The 18978-nt window shown below is 71.0% G+C and carries 19 protein-coding genes; 15 read left to right on the top strand and 4 right to left on the bottom strand.

From position 1 onward, the window contains the following. Positions 1-8: 8 nt before the first annotated feature. The 4 genes from E7Y32_RS04790 to E7Y32_RS04775 form a co-directional block, all read right to left on the bottom strand. The gene (locus tag E7Y32_RS04790; RefSeq protein ID WP_146336121.1) at positions 9-608 is read right to left on the bottom strand and encodes a MarR family transcriptional regulator; all 600 of its coding nucleotides are present in this window, start codon (positions 606-608) and stop codon (positions 9-11) included. 87 nt (positions 609-695) lie between these two features. Further along, a complete protein-coding gene (locus tag E7Y32_RS04785; protein ID WP_146336120.1) occupies positions 696-1457 on the bottom strand; it encodes a DUF429 domain-containing protein in 762 nt (253 codons plus the stop codon). A gap of 2 nt (positions 1458-1459) precedes the next feature. Then, positions 1460-2785 (bottom strand): carboxylesterase family protein, encoded by a 1326-nt coding sequence (locus tag E7Y32_RS04780; protein WP_146336119.1) that lies wholly within the window; start codon positions 2783-2785, stop codon positions 1460-1462. A gap of 138 nt (positions 2786-2923) precedes the next feature. After that, positions 2924-3412, bottom strand: coding sequence for an inorganic diphosphatase (locus E7Y32_RS04775; protein ID WP_146336118.1), 489 nt, complete (start codon positions 3410-3412; stop codon positions 2924-2926). Between the two features lie 152 nt (positions 3413-3564). Between E7Y32_RS04775 and E7Y32_RS04770 the strand changes: the two genes are divergently transcribed. The 15 genes from E7Y32_RS04770 to E7Y32_RS04700 all read left to right on the top strand — a co-directional run bounded on the left by E7Y32_RS04770 (position 3565) and on the right by E7Y32_RS04700 (position 18960). Then, the gene (locus tag E7Y32_RS04770) at positions 3565-5094 is read left to right on the top strand and encodes a D-alanyl-D-alanine carboxypeptidase/D-alanyl-D-alanine-endopeptidase (protein WP_146336117.1); all 1530 of its coding nucleotides are present in this window, start codon (positions 3565-3567) and stop codon (positions 5092-5094) included. Positions 5095-5160: 66 nt separating this feature from the next. Continuing rightward, positions 5161-6303 carry a zinc-dependent metalloprotease gene (locus tag E7Y32_RS04765; protein WP_146336116.1) on the top strand — a complete coding sequence of 381 codons (1143 nt, stop codon included), beginning with the start codon at positions 5161-5163 and terminating at the stop codon, positions 6301-6303. 98 nt (positions 6304-6401) lie between these two features. Next, positions 6402-7451, top strand: coding sequence for a tRNA lysidine(34) synthetase TilS (gene tilS, locus E7Y32_RS04760; RefSeq protein ID WP_186467095.1), 1050 nt, complete (start codon positions 6402-6404; stop codon positions 7449-7451). Positions 7452-7480: 29 nt separating this feature from the next. Then, entirely contained in the window at positions 7481-8032 is a 552-nt protein-coding gene (gene hpt, locus E7Y32_RS04755; protein ID WP_146336115.1) for a hypoxanthine phosphoribosyltransferase, read from the top strand. 199 nt (positions 8033-8231) lie between these two features. After that, entirely contained in the window at positions 8232-10298 is a 2067-nt protein-coding gene (ftsH, locus tag E7Y32_RS04750; protein ID WP_146336114.1) for an ATP-dependent zinc metalloprotease FtsH, read from the top strand. A 9-nt stretch (positions 10299-10307) separates the two neighbouring features. Continuing rightward, entirely contained in the window at positions 10308-10964 is a 657-nt protein-coding gene (gene folE, locus E7Y32_RS04745) for a GTP cyclohydrolase I FolE (RefSeq protein ID WP_146336113.1), read from the top strand. A 12-nt stretch (positions 10965-10976) separates the two neighbouring features. Next, on the top strand, positions 10977-11924 hold the full coding sequence (gene folP, locus E7Y32_RS04740; protein ID WP_146336112.1) for a dihydropteroate synthase: 948 nt from the start codon (positions 10977-10979) through the stop codon (positions 11922-11924). 10 nt (positions 11925-11934) lie between these two features. Continuing rightward, positions 11935-12294 carry a dihydroneopterin aldolase gene (folB, locus tag E7Y32_RS04735; RefSeq protein ID WP_146336111.1) on the top strand — a complete coding sequence of 120 codons (360 nt, stop codon included), beginning with the start codon at positions 11935-11937 and terminating at the stop codon, positions 12292-12294. Further along, positions 12291-12839, top strand: coding sequence for a 2-amino-4-hydroxy-6-hydroxymethyldihydropteridine diphosphokinase (gene folK, locus E7Y32_RS04730; RefSeq protein WP_146336110.1), 549 nt, complete (start codon positions 12291-12293; stop codon positions 12837-12839). The genes folB and folK overlap by 4 nt, the downstream gene beginning before the upstream one ends. Continuing rightward, positions 12836-13360, top strand: a complete 525-nt coding sequence (locus E7Y32_RS04725) for a DUF3180 domain-containing protein (protein ID WP_146336109.1) — start codon at positions 12836-12838, stop codon at positions 13358-13360. Before folK ends, E7Y32_RS04725 begins: the two co-directional genes overlap by 4 nt. Then, positions 13341-13853 (top strand): PH domain-containing protein, encoded by a 513-nt coding sequence (locus E7Y32_RS04720; RefSeq protein ID WP_146336108.1) that lies wholly within the window; start codon positions 13341-13343, stop codon positions 13851-13853. Before E7Y32_RS04725 ends, E7Y32_RS04720 begins: the two co-directional genes overlap by 20 nt. A 10-nt stretch (positions 13854-13863) precedes the next feature. After that, positions 13864-15465, top strand: coding sequence for a PH domain-containing protein (locus E7Y32_RS04715; protein WP_146336107.1), 1602 nt, complete (start codon positions 13864-13866; stop codon positions 15463-15465). Beyond that, entirely contained in the window at positions 15458-16375 is a 918-nt protein-coding gene (locus E7Y32_RS04710) for a Rossmann-like and DUF2520 domain-containing protein (RefSeq protein ID WP_146336106.1), read from the top strand. Before E7Y32_RS04715 ends, E7Y32_RS04710 begins: the two co-directional genes overlap by 8 nt. A gap of 1 nt (position 16376) precedes the next feature. After that, positions 16377-17264: a pantoate--beta-alanine ligase gene (panC, locus tag E7Y32_RS04705; protein WP_146336105.1), complete on the top strand. Its 888-nt coding sequence runs from the start codon at positions 16377-16379 to the stop codon at positions 17262-17264. A 193-nt stretch (positions 17265-17457) separates the two neighbouring features. Next, complete coding sequence (locus E7Y32_RS04700) at positions 17458-18960, top strand: DHA2 family efflux MFS transporter permease subunit (RefSeq protein ID WP_146336104.1); 1503 nt, start codon at positions 17458-17460, stop codon at positions 18958-18960. The last annotated feature ends 18 nt before the right edge of the window (positions 18961-18978 follow it).

Here is an 18978-nt window from a genome sequence, read left to right as displayed (position 1 = left end):
CCCCGCGGCTAGCGGACGTCGAGGATCAGGGCCAGCAGCCGGGCAGCGGCCGGGCGTGCTGCGTGCTCCTCGTTCCATTGGGCCCTGGCCACGGCCTTGCTGACCGCTTGGGTGGTGATGCCCAGCTCCTCGGCCACGGCTTTCTGCTGGCCGCGCACGCCGGGGGTGAGCAGGTCCAGCACCCGCCACTCGGCGGCGCTGCGGTCGTGCACGATGTGGCCGAGGAGCCGCAGCACGGCCTCGGCCTCCGCGGCCAGGTCCGCGAACGGGCCCTCCACCGCGACCGGCACGCGTTCCTTGCTGTTCCTGAGCCGGTCCACGGCGCGGCGGGCGTAGACCAGGCCGTGGCCGGAGGCGTCCTTGACCTGGTTCGGCAGCGGCTCGTTGACCGGGCCTACGCCGATCCCGACATACCAGGCGCCGGTGCGCAGGGCGACCAGCGCCGCCTCGACCGCCTGCCGCGGGCAGTCCACGATGCCCTGTACCTCGTCCTCCACCGAGCGGTCGAAATCCAGGCGCGCAGGGATATGCCGCAGGTCCTTGAGGAGCTGCGGCACCCGGTCGCCGTCGCGCCGGCTGTCGGTTTGGTTGATGGTCAGCGTGAACATACTGGATGACACACTACCGTTTGCCCGGGGGGAGGCAAGTACCCGCTACCGGGCCCGTAACAACCCGACGCGGGCCCTGCCGCGCTGCTACAGGCGGGACCCGGGGAGGGCGTCCAGGCCGCCCACGGGCAGGTGGATCCAGCCCTCGGTCCGGGCCGCCCTGGCGTGGCCGGCGTCGGGGCGCAGCGTGCTCCCCAGCGCCACCGCCCGGGCGGTGAGGGCGGCGATGAGCGCGTCGAACAGGTCATCGGAGCCGGCCAGTTGCCCGTCGTGTCCGGCCAGGTCCAGCCAGGGTGCCGCCCGCTTCAACCCGTCCAGGAGCCCGGCCAGCCGCTGGGTTTCCCCGCCCCCGCGGCCCTTGTAGCCGCGCGCCGGCAGTCCCCACGACTTCAGCGACGCCGCCGGGTAGACCTCGGCCAGCCGGCCGCTGCCGTCCCTGGCCTGCGGCCCGTGCTCCGCTGCGATCTTGGCCTGGATGACGGCGCAGCGCATCGCCGGGTGGGCCAGCCGGTCGGCGGAGACACTCAGCGGGATCAGTGCCGTGCGGGCGGTGACGAACCGGTCGGTGTCGCGGTAGGCCAGCAGCCGCCGGCCCTCGATGCCGTCATGGTCCAGCACGGGGTACGCGTCGCCGGCGAGGTGGCCGGCGAGGAAGGGCAGGAGGGCGTCCGGCCAGCCCACGGGGCAGTCGATCCCGGTCAGGTCGGTGGCGCCGAACAGCCGGACGATCTCGCCGTCGTCGACGCCGATCGCCAGGTGCACCAGCCGGGCGCCGCCGCCGCCCCATTCGAGGACGGCGGCCGCGGTCTTTTTGGTGGCTGCGGCGAGGTCGACGCCGAGGGTCTTCATGTTCAGGCCGCGCGGTACCGGAGGGCGCCGGGAATCCCGCCGCGGCGTTGCAGGCCCCCGCCGGCGGCAAAGCGGGCCCACAGGGCACGGAGTTCGCGGCCCTGGGCGTTGATGTCCTCCCAGGGCGCGCCCGCGAGCAGCCCGGCCCCGGCCCACGTTTTTTCGTTGCCGAACAGCAGCGGCAGGTCCACGGTGTGCGCGGCGCCGTAGGGGTTTCCCGGCGCGGCCCAAGAGAGCACATAGCGGTAGGCCGTGCCCCCGGCCCGGGCATGCCGGCGGGCAAACCGCCGGGCGGCCCTGCCGTACACCGCCTCGGTCACCGCCCAGCTGATGGCTTTGACGACGGCGGCGCCGAGCACCGGGACATTGGCGACGCGGCTGACCGCACGGTTGCGCGGCAAGAACATCCGGGCTTCCTCGGAGGTGTGCCCGATCAGGAGCTCGATCCCCGGGGCGGCGGAGTTCCAGGCGTCTTCGATGGCGGCTTCCGGCGGCAGCGGGGCGTGGCCGTACTGGGTGCCGAAGGGCATCGCCGCGATCAGCCCGTATTTCCGGGCTACCTGGGAGACGTGCTCCTCGATCTCCACAACGTCCATCGCCGGGGTGTCCTCGGTGACGGCCTCGGCTGCCACGCCCATCGCGGCGCTCATCTTTGCCCGTCCCCGGGTGATGCCCAGCGGTGCGCTCTGGATGATCGCGCGCCGAAACAGGGCGGGCGCCTCCGGGGTCGACATCAGGTGCGCGACGGCGTCGCCGCCGGCGGACTGGCCGAACGCCGTGACGTTCTCCGGATCGCCGCCGAACGCGCCGATGTTGCGCCGCACCCAGCGGAACGCCTCGAGCTGGTCCAGCAGACCAAGGTTCGCGGGCCGTCCGGTGCCGGTGGCCAGGTAGCCGAAGAGGCCCAGGCGGTAGGTCACGGACACCACCATGACGCGGTTTTCGGCCACGAGGGCCTTGGGATCGAAGATCGCGAGGTCCCCGGAACCGGAGGTGTACGAGCCGCCGTGCAGCCAGACCATCACCGGCACCCGTTCGCCGGCGCGCAGGTCCGCCGGCAGGGTGATCGAGAGCCGCTGGCAGTCCTCGCTGCCGGGCAGTTCGCCGTACCGGGTGCCGAGGATGTCATCCAGAAACGGTACCGGGGCCTGCGGGCAGGCGGGGGAGGGCGAGGTGGCCGGCAGGGGCTCGGTCCAGTCGGGGGCGCTGGCCGGGGGCTGGAACCGCGCCGCGGTGGCGTAGGGAATGCCCGAGGCCCGGAGCACGGCGCCGTCGCGCCATCCGGTGACCGGGCCGCAGGGCGGGCTAAAGGCTGGCTCGGCGTTCATGGACCAACAATTTCACACAATCCTGACCCGCCGCTGGCAACCCCCGCGCTGGCATAAACCGCAACGCGGGGTCACTTGCGGCCCATGGCGGTCGGCCGGATGGGCGGACAGTGACCCCGCGCTGGTGTTGCGGACGCGTTAGTGCGTGTGCGGGACGAAGCGCTTGATCGAGGCTTCGAGTTCGGCTTCGGCCGCGGCGCGGTCGCCCCAGCCCTCGGCCTTGACCCACTTGCCGGGCTCCAGGTCCTTGTACCGGGTGAAGAAGTGCTCGATTTCCTTGATCAGGAATTCGCTGACGTCGCTGATCTCGTTGATGTGGTCGAAGCGGGCGTCGGCCGGCACGCAGAGGACCTTGGCGTCCCCGCCGCCGTCGTCGGTCATGTTGAAGACGCCGATCGGGCGGGCCTCGACGATCACGCCGGGGTGCAGATCGAAGTCCTGCAGGAGCACCAGCGCGTCCAGCGGGTCGCCGTCCTCACCCAGGGTGTTCTCGAAGAAACCGTAGTGCGTCGGGTACTGCATGGAGGTGAACAGGACGCGGTCCAGGCGGACGCGGCCGGTCTCGTGGTCGACTTCGTACTTGACGCGCGATCCCTTGGGGATCTCGATGGTCACGTCATGCTTCATGGAATGCTCCTCGACGGATTCAGGGGGTGCGCGGCACACGTGAGGCACGGAAAAAGCAGTGCCGGTGCCGCCGACTACTATTGAGGATATAGCGACAGGCCCAGGTTTCAGGAACTAGTGGGGACATTTCGGGACTAAGGACCAGCAGCACCATGACACGCAGTAAGCGCCGCGCCAGCACGGCTCCGGCGTTCAACCGGCTCGGCCGCAGCGTCCCGATGGTGCTCCTGACCCTCCTGGTGGTGGCGCTCCTTCTCCCCGCAGGCATGGCGGTCGGCCCCGGTTTCCTTGGTCCCGTCCCGGCGCCGGCGCCGGTTGCGGCCGGACCCTGGCAGCAGCTGCCCGCCACCCTGAGCGCACCAGGCGCCGGCACTGGCGGTGCGCGGCCGCTCAGCGACGCGGCGCCCGTGCCCGATGCCGCGGCGCTCGCTGGCCAGCTCAACGCCACCCTGAAGGCCGACGGCGCCGGGTCCTTCACCGGGGTGGTGCAGGATGCCGCCACCGGCGAGGTCCTCTTTGACCGGGGCGGCGACGAGGTCCGCGCCCCGGCCTCGAACATCAAGCTCCTGACCGCCGCCGCCGCGCTGCGCACCCTTGGCCCGGACCGGCGCTTCAGCACCAAGGCCGTTGCCGGCGCCGCGCCCGGCACCGTTGTCCTGACCGGCGGCGGGGACGTGCTACTGGGCGCGGGGGAGTCGGCACCGGACGCAGTGCTAGGCCGTGCCGGGCTCGCCACCCTCGCCCAGTCCACCGTCCAGGCGCTCCAGCAGGACGGGTTCTCCGGTGCGGTGACCGTGCTGCTGGACGACACCCTGTTTACCGGCCCGCCGCTGAGCCCGGCCTGGAGCCCGGAGGACGTTGCCGCCGGCGAGGTGGCCCCGCTGTTCCCGCTGGCCCTGAACTCTGCCCGCTTCGAGCCCGGCACCACCGCCGGTCCCCGCCCGCGGGACGCCGCCATGGCCGCCGCCGAAGCCTTCGCGGCCCGGCTCACGGCAGCCGGCGCCGCCGCAGGGATTACCGTGAGCCCCGGCGTCGCCCGGGTGCCGGCTACGGAAAAGGCCACGGAAAAGACCCCGGACGACGCCGGCAGCCACGCCGGGGGCAGCGCCGGCAAGGTCCTGGCCCAGGTCGAGTCGGCCACCGTCGGCCAGCAGGTGGACCTGCTGCTGCGCACCTCGGACAACTACCTCACCGAGGTCATGGGCCGGATGGTGGCGGTGGCCAGCGGCAAACCGGCCGGCAACGAGGGCGCCGTCGCCGCCGTGCTGCAGCAGCTCGAGGAGCTGAAGATCCCCGCGGCCACGCTCCGGGCGGCCGACCTGGCCGGATTGACCCTGGCGAACCAGGTCTCGGCCCGGCAGCTTTCCGCCGTCGTCCGGGCGATGACCACCGGGGCGGACAGCCGGCTGCGCTCCGCCCTGGCCGGCTTCCCGGTGGCCGGGCTGACCGGAACACTCGGCAGCCGGTACACGGACACCAGCACCGCCCGCGGCGCCGGGCTGGTCCGCGCCAAGACAGGCACCTTGAACACCGTGATCGCCCTCAGCGGCTACGTCGTGGACGCCGACGGCCGGCTGCTGGTCTTCTCCTTCATCGGCAACAACCTGACGCCCGGCGCGGCCGGCAACAAGGCAGCCCTGGACCGGACCGCCTCCGTGCTGGCCGCCTGCGGCTGCCGCTGAGGCTGCGCGTTCGCCGGCCGACGAATTTAAGGCGGATCCCCGGCCCGCTGTGATCTGATGGGGGCTATGGAGTCCTCTTCGCGCGAGACATCAGCCCAGGCCCCGGCCGGGACCGCTGCCCAGGCCCAGGCCCTGATCAACTGGGACCTGGCCGCCTCCACCGCGGCGCGGCTGACCCCGGCCGGCCCGTCGCTGGGGTCCGCGGAGATCGGCGCCGCCGTCGAAAACCTGCGGCTTATGGCGGACATCTCCGTACCGCACGTCCACGACATCACCGGGCTCGAGGCGGCCCGCGACCTCCGGGACTCGTCCGTCCTGGTGGTGGACCGGGCCTCCTGGGCCAAGGCCAACACCCAGAGCTTCGCCGTGATGCTGCAGCCGGCGATCGAGAAAATGCTCGAAAGCCGCCGCGGGACCGTGGGCCCGGGCGCGGCCAGTGTCAGCGGCGCGATCACGGGCAGCCAGCTGGGAGCGATCCTGGCGTTCCTCTCGTCCAAGGTCCTGGGCCAGTACGACCCCTTCTCCGCCCTGGCCCCGGACTCCACGGCCCCCGCCGGCGGCCGGCTGCTGCTGGTGGCGCCCAACATCGTCTCGGTGGAACGCGAGCTCAACGTCGCGCCCGAGGACTTCCGGCTCTGGGTGTGCCTGCACGAACAGACCCACCGCGTGCAGTTCGCCGCCGCCCCGTGGCTGCGCCACCACATGCTGGACCAGATCGAGAACCTCAGCGTCCACCTGCTGGGCAACGTCGACTCGATCATGGAACGGGCGGCCGCGGCTGCGAAATCGCTCCGGGACCGCTCGGGCCCCGGCGCGGCGCCGGGCCGCGGCGCCATCCTGGACCTGCTCCAGGACCCCGAGGAGCGGGCGGCGATCTCCCACCTCACCGCCGTGATGAGCCTGCTGGAAGGCCACGCCAACGTGGTGATGGATGCGGTCGACGCCAGCATCGTGCCCTCGGTCAAGACCATCCGGCAGCGCTTCAACGCCCGCGGCAAGGACCGCGGCACCATCGAGAAGTTCATCCGCAGCCTGCTCGGCCTGGACGCGAAGATGCGCCAGTACAGCGACGGCTCGAAATTCGTCCGCGAAGTGGTCGACGCTGCCGGGATGCCGGGCTTCAACCGGGTCTGGGAGTCCGCCGACCACCTCCCCACCGAACCCGAAATCCACGACTCGAAGCTCTGGCTCGAACGGATGGGGCTCTAGTCCCCGTGCCCGCCCCCCAACACCCGGAGCTGCCGGCGGCTTCAGGCGGACGACGCCGGCCCGGCCGGCTGGCGCCCGTCGTCGGCAAGGCGCGGAAAATGCTGCAGGACGCCCTCGCGGACGCCGGCTACCCCGGACGGGTGCTCGTGGCCTGCAGCGGCGGTCCGGACTCGCTCGCGCTGGCCGCCGTGGCCGCCTATTTCGCCCGCCGCGGCCACGTGGACGGGCACCCGGTCTCCGTCGGCGCCGTCGTGGTCGACCACCAGCTGCAGCCCGGTTCCGCCGGCGTCGCCGCGGCGGCGGCCGCGGCGCTGACCGAGCTGGGCCTTGCGCCGGTCCAGGTCCGGACGGTCGACGTCGCCCCCACCGGGATGGGCCCCGAAGCCGCTGCCCGGGACGCCCGGCACGCCGCGCTCGAAGCCGCCGCCGACGACACCGGCGCCGCAGCCATCCTGCTCGGCCACACCCTGGACGACCAGGCCGAACAGGTCCTGCTGGGACTGGCCCGCGGCTCCGGAACCCGCTCGCTGGCCGGGATGCGCCCCGTCCGCGGCCGCCTGCTGCGGCCGTTCCTGGGCCTGCGCCGGGCCGAGACGCTGGAAATCTGCGCCGTCGAGGGGCTTGCCCCCTGGCACGACCCGAGCAACGAGGACCCCTCCTTCGCCCGGTCCCGGACCCGGGTGGAGGTGCTGCCGATGCTGGAGGACAAACTCGGCCCCGGGGTCGCCGAGTCACTGGCCCGGACCGCGTCCATCCTCCAGCTCGACGCCGACTACCTCGAGGACGTGGCAAGCGACATCTTCGCCCGGCTGCAGGAGCGCAGCGGTACCGAGCGTGGGGCGGAGCTGGCCCTGCCCGAGGCGGCGCTGCGCGACCTGGCGCCCGCGCTGAGGTTCCGGGTGATCGCCAAGGCGGCCGCCGCGGTCGGAGGCCAGCAGCCCAGCTACCAGCGGCTGCTGGCCGCCGAAGCGCTGCTGCGCCGGCACGGATCGGCCGGGCCGGTGGAGCTGCCCGGCGGCGTGAGCGTCTACCGGCTCTCGCTCGCCCAGCTGTCCGCGGCGGGACTGTCCGGCCCCGCCGGCGTTCCCCGCGAGGGCGCCCGCTGTGGGAAGCTTGTATTCCGGCCTCAAAAACCGCCCCAAGAATAGTCGCACCCGCATCTACACAGGAGCCATTGGTGGATTCAAACGACGTCCAGGCAGACCTCAAGCACGTTCTCTACTCCAAGGAGCAGATCCAGACCCGGATCACTGAACTCGCTGCCCAGATCGACAAGGACTACGAGGGCCGCGATCTGCTGATCGTCGGTGTGCTCAAGGGCGCCGTTATGGTCATGGCCGACCTGGCCCGGGCGCTGCACAGCCACGTCTCGATGGACTGGATGGCGGTCTCCTCCTACGGCTCCGGCACCCAGTCCTCCGGCGTGGTCCGGATCCTCAAGGACCTCGACACCGACCTCATGGGCAAGGACGTCCTGATCGTCGAAGACATCATCGATTCCGGCCTCACGCTCTCCTGGCTTAAGACCAACCTGGAATCCCGCGGCCCCGCCTCGGTGGAAATCTGCACCGCCTTCCGCAAGCCCACCGCCGCGAAGGTCCAGATCGACGTCAAGTACGTCGGCTACGACATCCCCAACGAATTCGTCGTCGGCTACGGCTTGGACTACGCCGAGAAGTACCGCAACCTGGACTTCGTCGGCACCCTCGCGCCGCACGTTTACGAGTAACCGCGCGTCCTTCCCCCGGCCCGGCGGCGGGTCAATTCCGCACCCGCACAGCCCTCCGCTACGCCGACAGGGAACTTTTGGCTTTGACCGTGCGTGAGTCACTGCGACGGTGTATAGCTAGAACCTGACGCAGCACCCACGCGCGCAGATCGGTCGCCGTGCAGCACTACCAGGAGGGACGGGGCCAGCCCCCGATCAGATGAAAGCTAAGAGTTTCTTCAAGGGCCCGGGCATCTGGATTGTCGTTGTTATCGGCATGCTCCTGCTGGCCTTTGCCACCCTCGCCCCGGGCGGCTCGGCCCGCATCGACACGGACAAGGGCCTGGCCCTGTTGACCGACGGCGGCAAGGTTGAGCAGGCCAAGATCTTCGACGCCGAGAACCGCGTGGACCTGGTCCTGAAGGACAATCTGCAGGTCGACGGGCAGGACAAGGGCAAAAACGTCCAGTTCTACTTCGTCAACGCCCGCGCGGCCGACGTCGTCAAGGCCGTGACCGACTCGAAGCCGCCGAGCGGCTTCACCGACCAGCCGGTGGAGACCAACTGGTTCTCCGGCCTGTTCTCCCTGCTGGTCCCGGTGCTGCTGCTGGGTGTGCTGTTCTGGTTCCTGCTCTCCCGGATGCAGGGCGGCGGCTCCAAGGTCATGCAGTTCGGCAAGTCCAAGGCCAAGATGGTCAACAAGGACATGCCGCAGGTGACCTTCAGCGACGTCGCCGGCGCCGACGAGGCCGTGGAGGAACTCCAGGAAATCAAGGAGTTCCTCCAGGAACCGGCCAAGTTTCAGGCCGTGGGCGCCAAGATCCCCAAGGGCGTGCTGCTCTACGGCCCTCCCGGCACCGGCAAAACCCTGCTGGCCCGCGCCGTCGCCGGTGAGGCCGGCGTGCCCTTCTTCTCCATCTCCGGTTCCGACTTCGTGGAAATGTTCGTGGGTGTGGGCGCGTCCCGCGTCCGCGACCTGTTCGAACAGGCCAAGGCCAACTCGCCGGCCATCATCTTCGTGGACGAGATCGACGCCGTCGGCCGGCACCGCGGCGCCGGGATCGGCGGCGGCAACGACGAACGCGAGCAGACCCTCAACCAGCTCCTGGTTGAAATGGACGGCTTCGACGTCAAGACCAACGTCATCCTGATCGCGGCCACCAACCGCCCCGACGTGCTCGACCCCGCCCTGCTCCGCCCGGGCCGCTTCGACCGGCAGATTTCGGTCGAGGCCCCGGACCTGATCGGCCGCGACCAGATCCTGAAGGTCCACGCCAAGGGCAAGCCGATGGCTCCCGGCGTCGACCTCAAGGCTGTTGCGAAGAAGACGCCCGGCTACACCGGCGCGGACCTCGCCAATGTCCTCAACGAGGCCGCCCTGCTGACCGCCCGCTCCAACGCCAACCTGATCGATGACCGTGCCCTCGACGAAGCCATCGACCGCGTGATGGCCGGCCCGCAGAAGCGCAGCCGGGTCATGAAGGAACACGAGCGCAAGGTCACCGCCTACCACGAGGGCGGCCACGCCCTGGTCGCGGCGGCGCTGCGGAACTCGGCTCCCGTCACCAAGATCACCATCCTGCCGCGCGGCCGCGCCCTCGGCTACACCATGGTGGTGCCGGAGAACGACAAGTACTCCGTGACCCGCAACGAACTGCTGGACCAGATGGCCTACGCCATGGGCGGCCGGGTGGCCGAGGAACTCGTCTTCCACGACCCGTCCACCGGCGCGTCCAACGACATCGAAAAGGCCACCGGGATTGCCCGCAAGATGGTCACCGAGTTCGGCATGAGTGAGCGCGTCGGCGCCGTGCGCCTCGGCCAGGGCGGGGGCGAGCCCTTCCTGGGCCGCGACGCCGGGCACGAGCGCAACTACTCGGACCAGATCGCCTACGTGGTGGACGAGGAGGTACGCCGCCTGATCGAGGGCGCGCACGACGAGGCCTACGCCATCCTGACCGAGAACCGCGACGTCCTGGACCAGCTGGCGCTGGAGTTGCTGGAACGCGAAACCCTGAACCAGCACGAGATCGCCCAGGTCTTCACGAACATCCGCAAGCGCGACTTCCGCGAGATCTGGCTCTCCAAAGAGAGCCGGCCGATCCAGGCCGTCGGCCCGGTGGAGTCCCGCCGCGAAAAAGCCGAGCGCGAGGCGCAGGAGGAAGCCAAGGAGGCCCGGCTCGAGGAGCCCCTCGACGCCCAGCCCCCGCACGCCCAGGGCGTGCCCGGGCAGGAGCCCTTCCAGGGCGGAGTCACGGATCTGGGGCCTGACGGCCATCCCGGCTAGGCTTCTTCTGTGACTTCCTACTTCGACGACGACGACGTTCCCGCCACCGCCGCCGCCCCCCTCCCCCCGGACGGGGCGGCGGCCGACGGCCACGGCGGCAGCAAGGTGGACCGCCCGCGGATCCAGGCGGCTGTGCGCGAGATCCTGCTCGCCATCGGCGAGGACCCGGACCGCAGCGGACTGCTGGACACCCCGAAGCGGGTGGCCAAGGCCTACGCGGAGATGTTCGCCGGCCTGCACCACGACCCGGCGGAAATCCTCGCCACCACCTTTGACCTGGACCATGAGGAACTGGTCCTGGTCAAGGACATCCCGTTCTACTCCACCTGCGAGCACCACCTGGTGCCGTTCCACGGGGTGGCCCACGTCGGCTACATCCCCTCGCACGACGGCAAGGTCACCGGGCTGAGCAAGCTGGCCCGGCTGGTGGACATGTTCGCCCGCCGCCCGCAGGTGCAGGAGCGGCTGACCACCCAGATCGTGGAAGCCCTCACCACCCACCTGAAGCCGCGCGGCGCGATCGTCGTGATCGAATGCGAACACCTGTGCATGTCCATGCGCGGCATCCGCAAGCCCGGCGCGAGGACCGTCACCAGCGCGGTCCGCGGGCAACTGCATGACCCGGCCACCCGCGCCGAAGCCATGAGCCTCATCCTCGGAAGGTAAGAAAACCACACTATGGACTCCCTCGCCGCAGCCCCCGGAACGGGACCTGCCACCTCGCCCCTGCCCGTGCTGCGCAAGCCGCGCCCGGCCGCGAGCTTCAAGGACCTGCCCACGGACCGGACGCTGGTGATGGGGATCCTGAACGTCACCCCGGATTCGTTCAGCGACGGCGGCAAGCACGCCACCTCGGACACCGCCGTCGCCGCCGGCCTGCGGATGTACTACGCCGGCGCGGACATCATCGACGTCGGCGGCGAATCCACCCGCCCCGGCGCCGCCGAAGTCAGCGTCGAGGAGGAGCAGCGCCGGGTGCTGCCGGTGATCGAGGCCCTGGTGAAGGCCGGGGCCCTGGTCAGCATCGACACCACCCACGCGGCCACTGCAGAGGCGGCGCTGGCCGCCGGGGCCACGATCATCAACGACGTCTCCGGCCTCACGATCGAGCCGGAAATGATTGAGCTCGTGGCGCGCAGCCAGGCGCCCTACATCCTCACGCACCGCCGTGGCGACGCCGGGACCATGGACTCCCTGACCGACTACCGCGATGTGGCCAAGGACGTTGCCGCCGAACTCGCCGGAATCCGGGACAGGCTGTACGCCGCCGGCGCCACGCCGGAGCAGATCATCGTGGATCCCGGGCTGGGCTTCGCCAAGACCGAGGCGCAGAACTGGGAACTGCTGCGGGGCCTGGACGTACTCCAGGGACTGGGGCACAAGGTCCTCGTCGCCGCGTCGCGCAAACGCTTCCTCGGCAGTCTGCTGACCGTCGCCGGCAAGTCCGCCCCGCCGCAGGAACGCGATGCCGCTACCGCCGCGGTGACCGCCATCAGCGCCTTCCGCGGCGCCTGGGCTGTCCGCGTGCACGACGTCGGCCCCAGCCTCGACGCCGTCAAGGTCGCCGCCCGCATGGCTCCGGCCGCCGGCCCGTCGCCGGTGACCGCCGCGCCCGGCAACAGCTGACCGGCCCGCCATGGACCGGATCACGCTGAGCGGTGTCACCGCCGTCGGACACCACGGGGTGTTCGACTTCGAACGCCGGGACGGCCAGCCGTTCGTCGTCGACGCGGTGCTGCACCTGGACTTCAGCAAGGCCGCGGCGTCCGACGACGTCCTGGACACCGCGCATTACGGCGAGGTGGCCGAGGTCATCCGCGGCTGGATCACCGGCGCGCCGCTGAACCTGATCGAGGCCCTCGCCGTGCGGATCGCCGAGGACGTGCTGCAGCGCTTCCCGGTATCGGCCGTGTCCATCACCGTCCACAAGCCGCAGGCCCCCATCGAGGTCGCCTTCGGCGACGTGTCCGTCAGCGTGCACCGGGACCGGCCATGAGCCCCCACACCGCCGCCTACACGCGGGCCGTGATCGCGCTCGGCAGCAACCTCGGGGCCCGCAACGACACCCTCTCCGCCGCGGTCGCGGACCTTGTCGACCCGCCGGAGGTGCGGCTGCTGGCCATCTCGCCGATCGTGCAGACGAAGGCCGTGGGCGGCCCCGCCCACCAGCCTGATTTCCTGAACATGGTGATCGCCGTGGAAACCTCGCTGAGCCCGCAGGAACTGCTGCGGCACTGCCACGCGGTGGAGCATAAGCACCTGCGCGTACGCGAGGTCCACTGGGGCCCGCGCACGCTCGACGTCGACATCATCACCTACGGTGACATGGTGAGCTCCGACCCCGAGCTGACCCTCCCGCACCCGCGCGCCGCGGAACGCGCCTTCGTGCTGTACCCGTGGTCGCTGATCGACCCCGCGGCCGAGCTCAACGGCGAACGGGTGGGCGAGCTGGCCGCCAAGGCCGCCGATTTCCCGGACCTCGCGCCGTTCGACGGCTTCGAGGGCCTCAACGGAGTGGCCGGCGCGGTGGAGGCTCCGTGAAGCTGACCAACCCCCTCGTGCTGCTGGTGATCGGCGTCGGACTCGCCGCCGCGGGCTGGTTCGCCGCCCTGATGGCCGGCCGCTACAGCCTGGCCACCCCGGTGCTGCCGCTGACCGGCTTGGTCACCATGGGCGTGATCGTGGTCCTGACCCTGATCCTCGGGATCCGGGTACTGCGCTGGCGTAACGGCAAAAAGAAGAAAATGCTCAACCCGATCCTGGCCGCCTGGACCCTGGTCCTCGCCCAGGCCTGCGCGTACACCGGCGCCATGCTGCTGGGCTGGCACGCCGGGATCTTCCTGGACCAGCTGCGGCTGTGGAACGTGCGCAGCGGGCAGGCCATCACCTGGCAGACGCTGATCATGGCCGGCGGCGGCCTCGCCATGATCGTGGTGGGCCTGGTGGTGGAGCGGTTCTGCCGCATTCCCCCCGAGGACGGCGACGCCGAGGGGACCCCGGGGCTGCAGGCCAAGCGCGGCAAACCGAAGGCGGAAGGCGAATATGCGTACCGAGGCGATTGACCCGCCGGGCGTGGCCTGGCTGCGGGTCTCACCGAAGTACGTCACCGTGCGGGTCGTCGGCTGGGCGCTGGCGAACGTCATCGCCGTCGTGGTGCTGTCCCTGCCGCTGGTGCTGGTCCTGAACGGGGCGTGGGCGTGGCCGCCGCTCTGGCTCGCCGCCGCCGTCCCCGCCGCAGCCTTCCTGCTAGCCCTCTGGCGGCTGCTGCTTATCCCGCGCCAGGTGCGGTCCATCGGCTACGCCGAACGCGAGGACGACCTGCTGATCCGCCGCGGCATCTTCTTCCAACGCGTGCTCGTGGTGCCCTACGGGCGGATGCAGTACGTGGACATCGGCGCGGGCCCGGTGGAACGCGGCCTCGGCCTGTGCACGCTCAAGCTCCACACCGCCTCGGCCGGAACCAGCGCGGAAATCCCCGGCCTGCCCGCCGCCGAAGGGGCGCGGCTGCGCGAACAGCTCTCCGCCCGCGGCGAGGCCCGGCTGGCCGGACTGTGACGGCCGCGCCGTGAGGACCACACAGGACGGCTGGCAGCGCGTGCACCCGGCGTCGCCCTTTGTCCGGGGCTGGGTGGCGCTGGCCGCCCTGCTCTTCTTCTTTGGCCGCGACTCCTTCGAACGCCTGCTCCAGGGCGACCCGGTCTTTGACGAGCGTCTCGCCGGGCGCGCCCCCTGGCTGCTGCTGGGCGGCGGCACAGTGCTGCTGCTGACCGTCCTCGGCTTTGTGCTGAGCTGGTACTTCACCCGCTACCAGGTGGCGGACGGCTACGTCCGCGTCAACACCGGATTCCTGTTCAAGCAGCAGCGCCAGGCCCGGCTGGACCGGGTCCAGGCGATCGACGTCGTGCAGCCCCTGCTCGCACGGATCTTCGGGCTTGCGGAGCTCAGGTTCGAGGTGGCCGACGCCGGCCAGTCCGCGGTGCACCTGGCCTACCTGCGCGCCGACGAGGCCCGCCGGCTCCGCGCGGCCATCCTCGCCAGCGCCTCCGGAGCCGACGGGGTGACGGCGCAGCCCGGGCCGGGTGAGCCAGCTGACACCGGGCCCCGGTTTCCGGCCGCCGCGGAGGCTCCGGAACACACCGTGCTGACCGTTCCACCGCCCCGCCTGGCCGGGTCGCTGATGCTCAGCGAGCAAAGCGTCTTCATCGTCCTGGCAGCCGTGGCCTCCGTGGTGCTCAGCGCCGTGACCGAGAACCGCAGTTTCTACTTTTACCTGATCCCCGCCGGCCTGGGCCTCGTCGCGGCGTACTGGAATTCCTTCAATAAGGGCTACAACTTCACCGCCGCCGTTTCCGCCGACGGGATCCGGCTGCACTACGGCCTGCTGGACACCCAGGCCCAGACCCTGCCGCCGGGCCGGATCCAGGCCGTGCGCATCAGCCAGCCCCCGCTGTGGCGGATCTTCGGCTGGTACCGGATCCAGGTCAACGCGGCCGGCTATGGGGCCGCGGGCAGCAACGGCGAGGGTTCCTCCCGGACCACCCTGCTGCCGGTGGGGACCTTGGCGGAGGTGTTCACCATGCTGTCGCTGGTCCTTCCCGATCCGGGGACCCCGGACCCCGTGAGGGTTTTCACGGAGGGACTGCACGGGCTCGCCCCGGCCAGCGGAATTGCCCCTGACGCTCCTGGCGCTGCGGGCGCTTCCACAATCACGGACGACGGCGGCTTTGTCACCACCCCGCGGCGGGCGCGCCTGCTGGCCCCGCTGGGCTGGCGGCGCAACGGCTTTACCGCCACCGGCACTGCGCTGCTGATCCGCTCCGGCCGCTGGTGGCGCCAGCTTGTGCTGGTCCCGCACCAGCGCACACAGTCGATGGCGCTGCAGCAGGGGCCGCTGGCGCGGCGCTTCCGAGTAGCGGACCTGGTCCTGCACACCACCGCCGGGCCTGTGGCGCCAAGGCTGGTCCAGGCCGGGCTGGACGAGGCCCGGGCACTGCTCGACGCGCAGGCGGCCCGCGCCCGGACGGCGCGGAAACGGCAGACTAGCGAACACTGGCTCGCCCGGGCCGAGCCCTTCGAACCGGCGCCCGCCGAACCCGCGGAACCCGCGGAACCCGCCGAATCCGCACCCCTCGAACCCGCACCACAGGAAGGGCCGCAGCATGGCTAAGCCAGGACGCCTCGGCGTCGGAATCATTGGAGCCGGCAAGGTGGGGGCCGTGCTGGGGGCGGCGCTGCGCGCCGCGGAGCACGCCGTCGTCGGGGTCTCCGCCGTGTCGGACGCGAGCCGTGACCGCGCCGAAACGCTTCTGCCCGGCGTCCCCATCCTCGAGGTGCAGGACATCGTGGAGCGCGCCGAACTGGTCCTGCTGGCCGTCCCGGACGACGCCCTCGGACCCCTCGTGGAGGGCCTCGCCAAACTCGGTGCCTGGCAGCCCGGCCAGCTCGTGGCCCACACCTCGGGGCGCTTCGGCGTCGGGATCCTGCATCCGGTCCGCGCCGCGGGGGCCATCCCGCTGGCGCTCCACCCCGCAATGACCTTCACCGGCATGAGCCTGGACCTCACCCGGCTGCTGGACTGCAGCTTCGGCGTGACGGCGGACCCGGCCATGCTGCCGATCGCGCAGGCACTGGTGGTGGAGATGGGCGCCGAACCGGTCGCGATCGCCGAGGGGGACCGTACGCTTTACCACGCTGCCCTGGCCCACGGCTCCAACCACCTGGTCACGCTGGTGGCGCAGGCGTCCGAACTGCTGCGCGAAGTCGGCGTCGAGGCACCGGAACGCATGCTGGGTCCGTTGCTGCGCGCCAGCCTGGAGAACGCCCTCGCCTCGGGGGAGTCGGCGCTGACCGGGCCGGTGGCGCGCGGGGACGTGGGGACGGTCGCCGCGCACACCGAGGCCCTGCGCGAACTCGGCGGAGGCTCCGGCGATATTCTGGACGCGTACCTGGCCATGGCCCGGGCGACGGCCCGCCGCGCCGGCAGCCGCGGGCTGCTGAGGCCGGAGCAAATTGACGGCATCGGGCAGGCGCTCCAAAGCCCCGGCACCGACGGCCCGCATCCCGAGGAAGGACCCTGAGATGGCCATCCGGCTCGTAACCACGGCGGCGGAGCTCCGCAAGGAGAGCGCACGCCTGCTCACTGAACGGGGCGGCACCTCGCAGGGGCTTGTGCCCACCATGGGCGCCCTGCACGAGGGCCACGCACGGCTGGCCCGCACCGCCGTCGAGCAGAACGACGTTGTGGTGGCCAGCATCTTCGTCAACCCGCTGCAGTTTGGCGAGGCGGTAGACCTCGACCGCTACCCGCGCACCCTCGAGGCGGACCTGGCGCTGCTCGACGCCGAAGGGGTCGACCTGGCTTTCGCACCGTCGGTGGAGGAGGTCTACCCCGGCGGGGAACCGATGGTGCGGATCACCTCGGGCGTGCTCGCGGAAAAGTGGGAGGGCGCCTCCCGGCCCGGGCACTTCGACGGCGCCCTGACGGTGGTCGCTAAGCTGCTGCACTACGGGCTTCCCGGCGCAGGACAAGCTTCCTACCGGGCCTATTTCGGCCAGAAGGACGCCCAGCAGCTGGCGTTGGTCCAGCGGATGGTAGCGGACCTGAACTTCCCGGTGGAGATCGTGCCGGTACCGATCGTGCGGTCCCCGGACGGGCTGGCGCTCTCCAGCCGCAACCGGTTCCTCTCCGCCGCTGAACGTGAGGCCGCCCTTGTGCTGTCCCGGGCGCTGCGGCTGGTGGAGGAGCGGGCCAACGCCCACGAGCCGCTCGATCTGGACTCTGCCCGGGCGCTCGTGGAGTCCCAGCCGCTCGTCGCGCTGGACTACTTCGACGTCGTGGATCCCCGCACCCTCGAGCCGCTCGCCGAGAACTGCCGGGAAACCCCGTTCCGCGGCGAGGGCCTGGTGCTGATCGCGGCCAAGGTCGGCCCGGTACGGCTGATCGACAACGTCCCGCTGAACTCCTGACCTCCTCCGGCACGGACGGACCCTCCCGCGTTTTTGGCGGTCGGGGACGGGAGCGTGCGTCGGGGTGGTGCCGGAAGTGCGGGAGCGTTCGCTGAATGCCTGAGAGCGGGAATTACTGCCGTGCGTCCCGGGTTGAAAATCGTAGTGGCGACGATGTGCGCCGAATCCAGTTCAACTCCCTGAGGGAATCCCCATGCCAGCAGATGCCCCTTCCAACGTCCAAGCCAGCGAGGCGCCGCCGACCCGGACCGACGACGCCGCCCCGGCGACGGCGCCGCGCGGGGGCACCGCAGAAACCGGGCCCGAGAAGCTGTCCCGGGAGTCCGTGACCATCATCGCGACCCTGCTGGTGGCCACCTTCGTCGTGATCCTCAACGAGACCATCATGAACGTCGCCCTGCAGCGGCTGATGGTGGACCTGCGCGTCGACGCGCCCACCGTGCAGTGGCTGTCCACCGGCTTTATGCTGACCATGGCGGTGGTCATTCCCACCACCGGGTTCATTCTGCAACGGCTCTCCACCCGGGCGGTCTTTATGCTCGCCATGGGGCTGTTCTCCGGGGGCACCCTGCTGGCGGCCCTGGCGCCGGGCTTCGAGATCCTGCTGCTGGCCCGGATCGTCCAGGCCGGCGGCACCGCCATTATGCTGCCGCTGCTGATGACCACCATCCTCACCCTGGTTCCGGTGTCACGCCGCGGCGCCGTGATGGGCAACGTAAGCATCGCGATCTCCGTGGCGCCGGCCATGGGCCCCACCGTCTCCGGGCTGATCCTGCAGCACTTCTCCTGGCGGTTCATGTTCGTCTTTGTCCTGCCGATCGCCCTGCTGGCGTTCGGCATCGGCGCCAGGTTCCTGAGGAACATCGGCGAAAACGAGAAAACCCGGCTCGACGCCCTCTCTGTTGTGCTGACGGTGCCCGCCTTCGGCGGCGTCGTCTATGGCCTGAGCCAGATCGGCGGCGGCAAGGGAGGTCCCTCGACCGCCGCGGTGGCGGCGCTCGGCGTCGGCGTCGTAGCCCTGCTGGCCTTTGTCCTGCGCCAGCTCCGGCTGCAGAAGTCCAACGAACCGCTGCTGGACCTGCGGGCCTTCAACTTCCGAATGTTTACCGTCTCCGTGCTGCTCCTGGTGGTCGCCATGATCGCCCTGTTCGGCGCCGTCATCCTGCTGCCGCTGTACCTGCAGGAAATCCGCGGCCTCAAGTCGCTGGAAACCGGGCTCGCCCTGCTGCCGGGCGGACTCGCGATGGGTCTGCTCGGTCCCGTCATCGGCCGGATCTTCGACAAGGTCGGCCCGCTGCCCCTGACCGTGACGGGCTCCGCCCTGATGGTGCTCTCGCTCTGGCAGTTCTCCGGGCTGGACGCCCAGACGCCGGTGGCCTGGATCATTGCCCTGCACGTGACGCTGAGCCTGGGCCTGGCGATGCTGTTTACCCCTGCCTTCACCACCGGGCTGAATCCGCTGCCGCCGCACCTGTACTCCCACGGCTCGGCCATCATGAGCACGCTGCAGCAGGTCGCGGGCGCCGCCGGAACTGCGCTGCTGGTCTCGATCTTCGCGGTGGTCTCGGCCGGCTCCGGGGTGGTCGCCGGCATGCACGCGGCGTTCCTGACCGCGGCCGCGATCGCACTCGCCGCCGTCGTGCTGTCCGTGCTGATGCGCAAAACCGAAGGTGCCGCAGGCCCCGCAGCCCACTGACGCGGCCGGCTCGGGGGC

Origin of the sequence: Arthrobacter sp. UKPF54-2 (genome assembly GCF_007858535.1) — a bacterium.
GTDB lineage: Bacteria > Actinomycetota > Actinomycetes > Actinomycetales > Micrococcaceae > Arthrobacter.
This window is presented reverse-complemented; position numbering and strand designations above follow the sequence as displayed.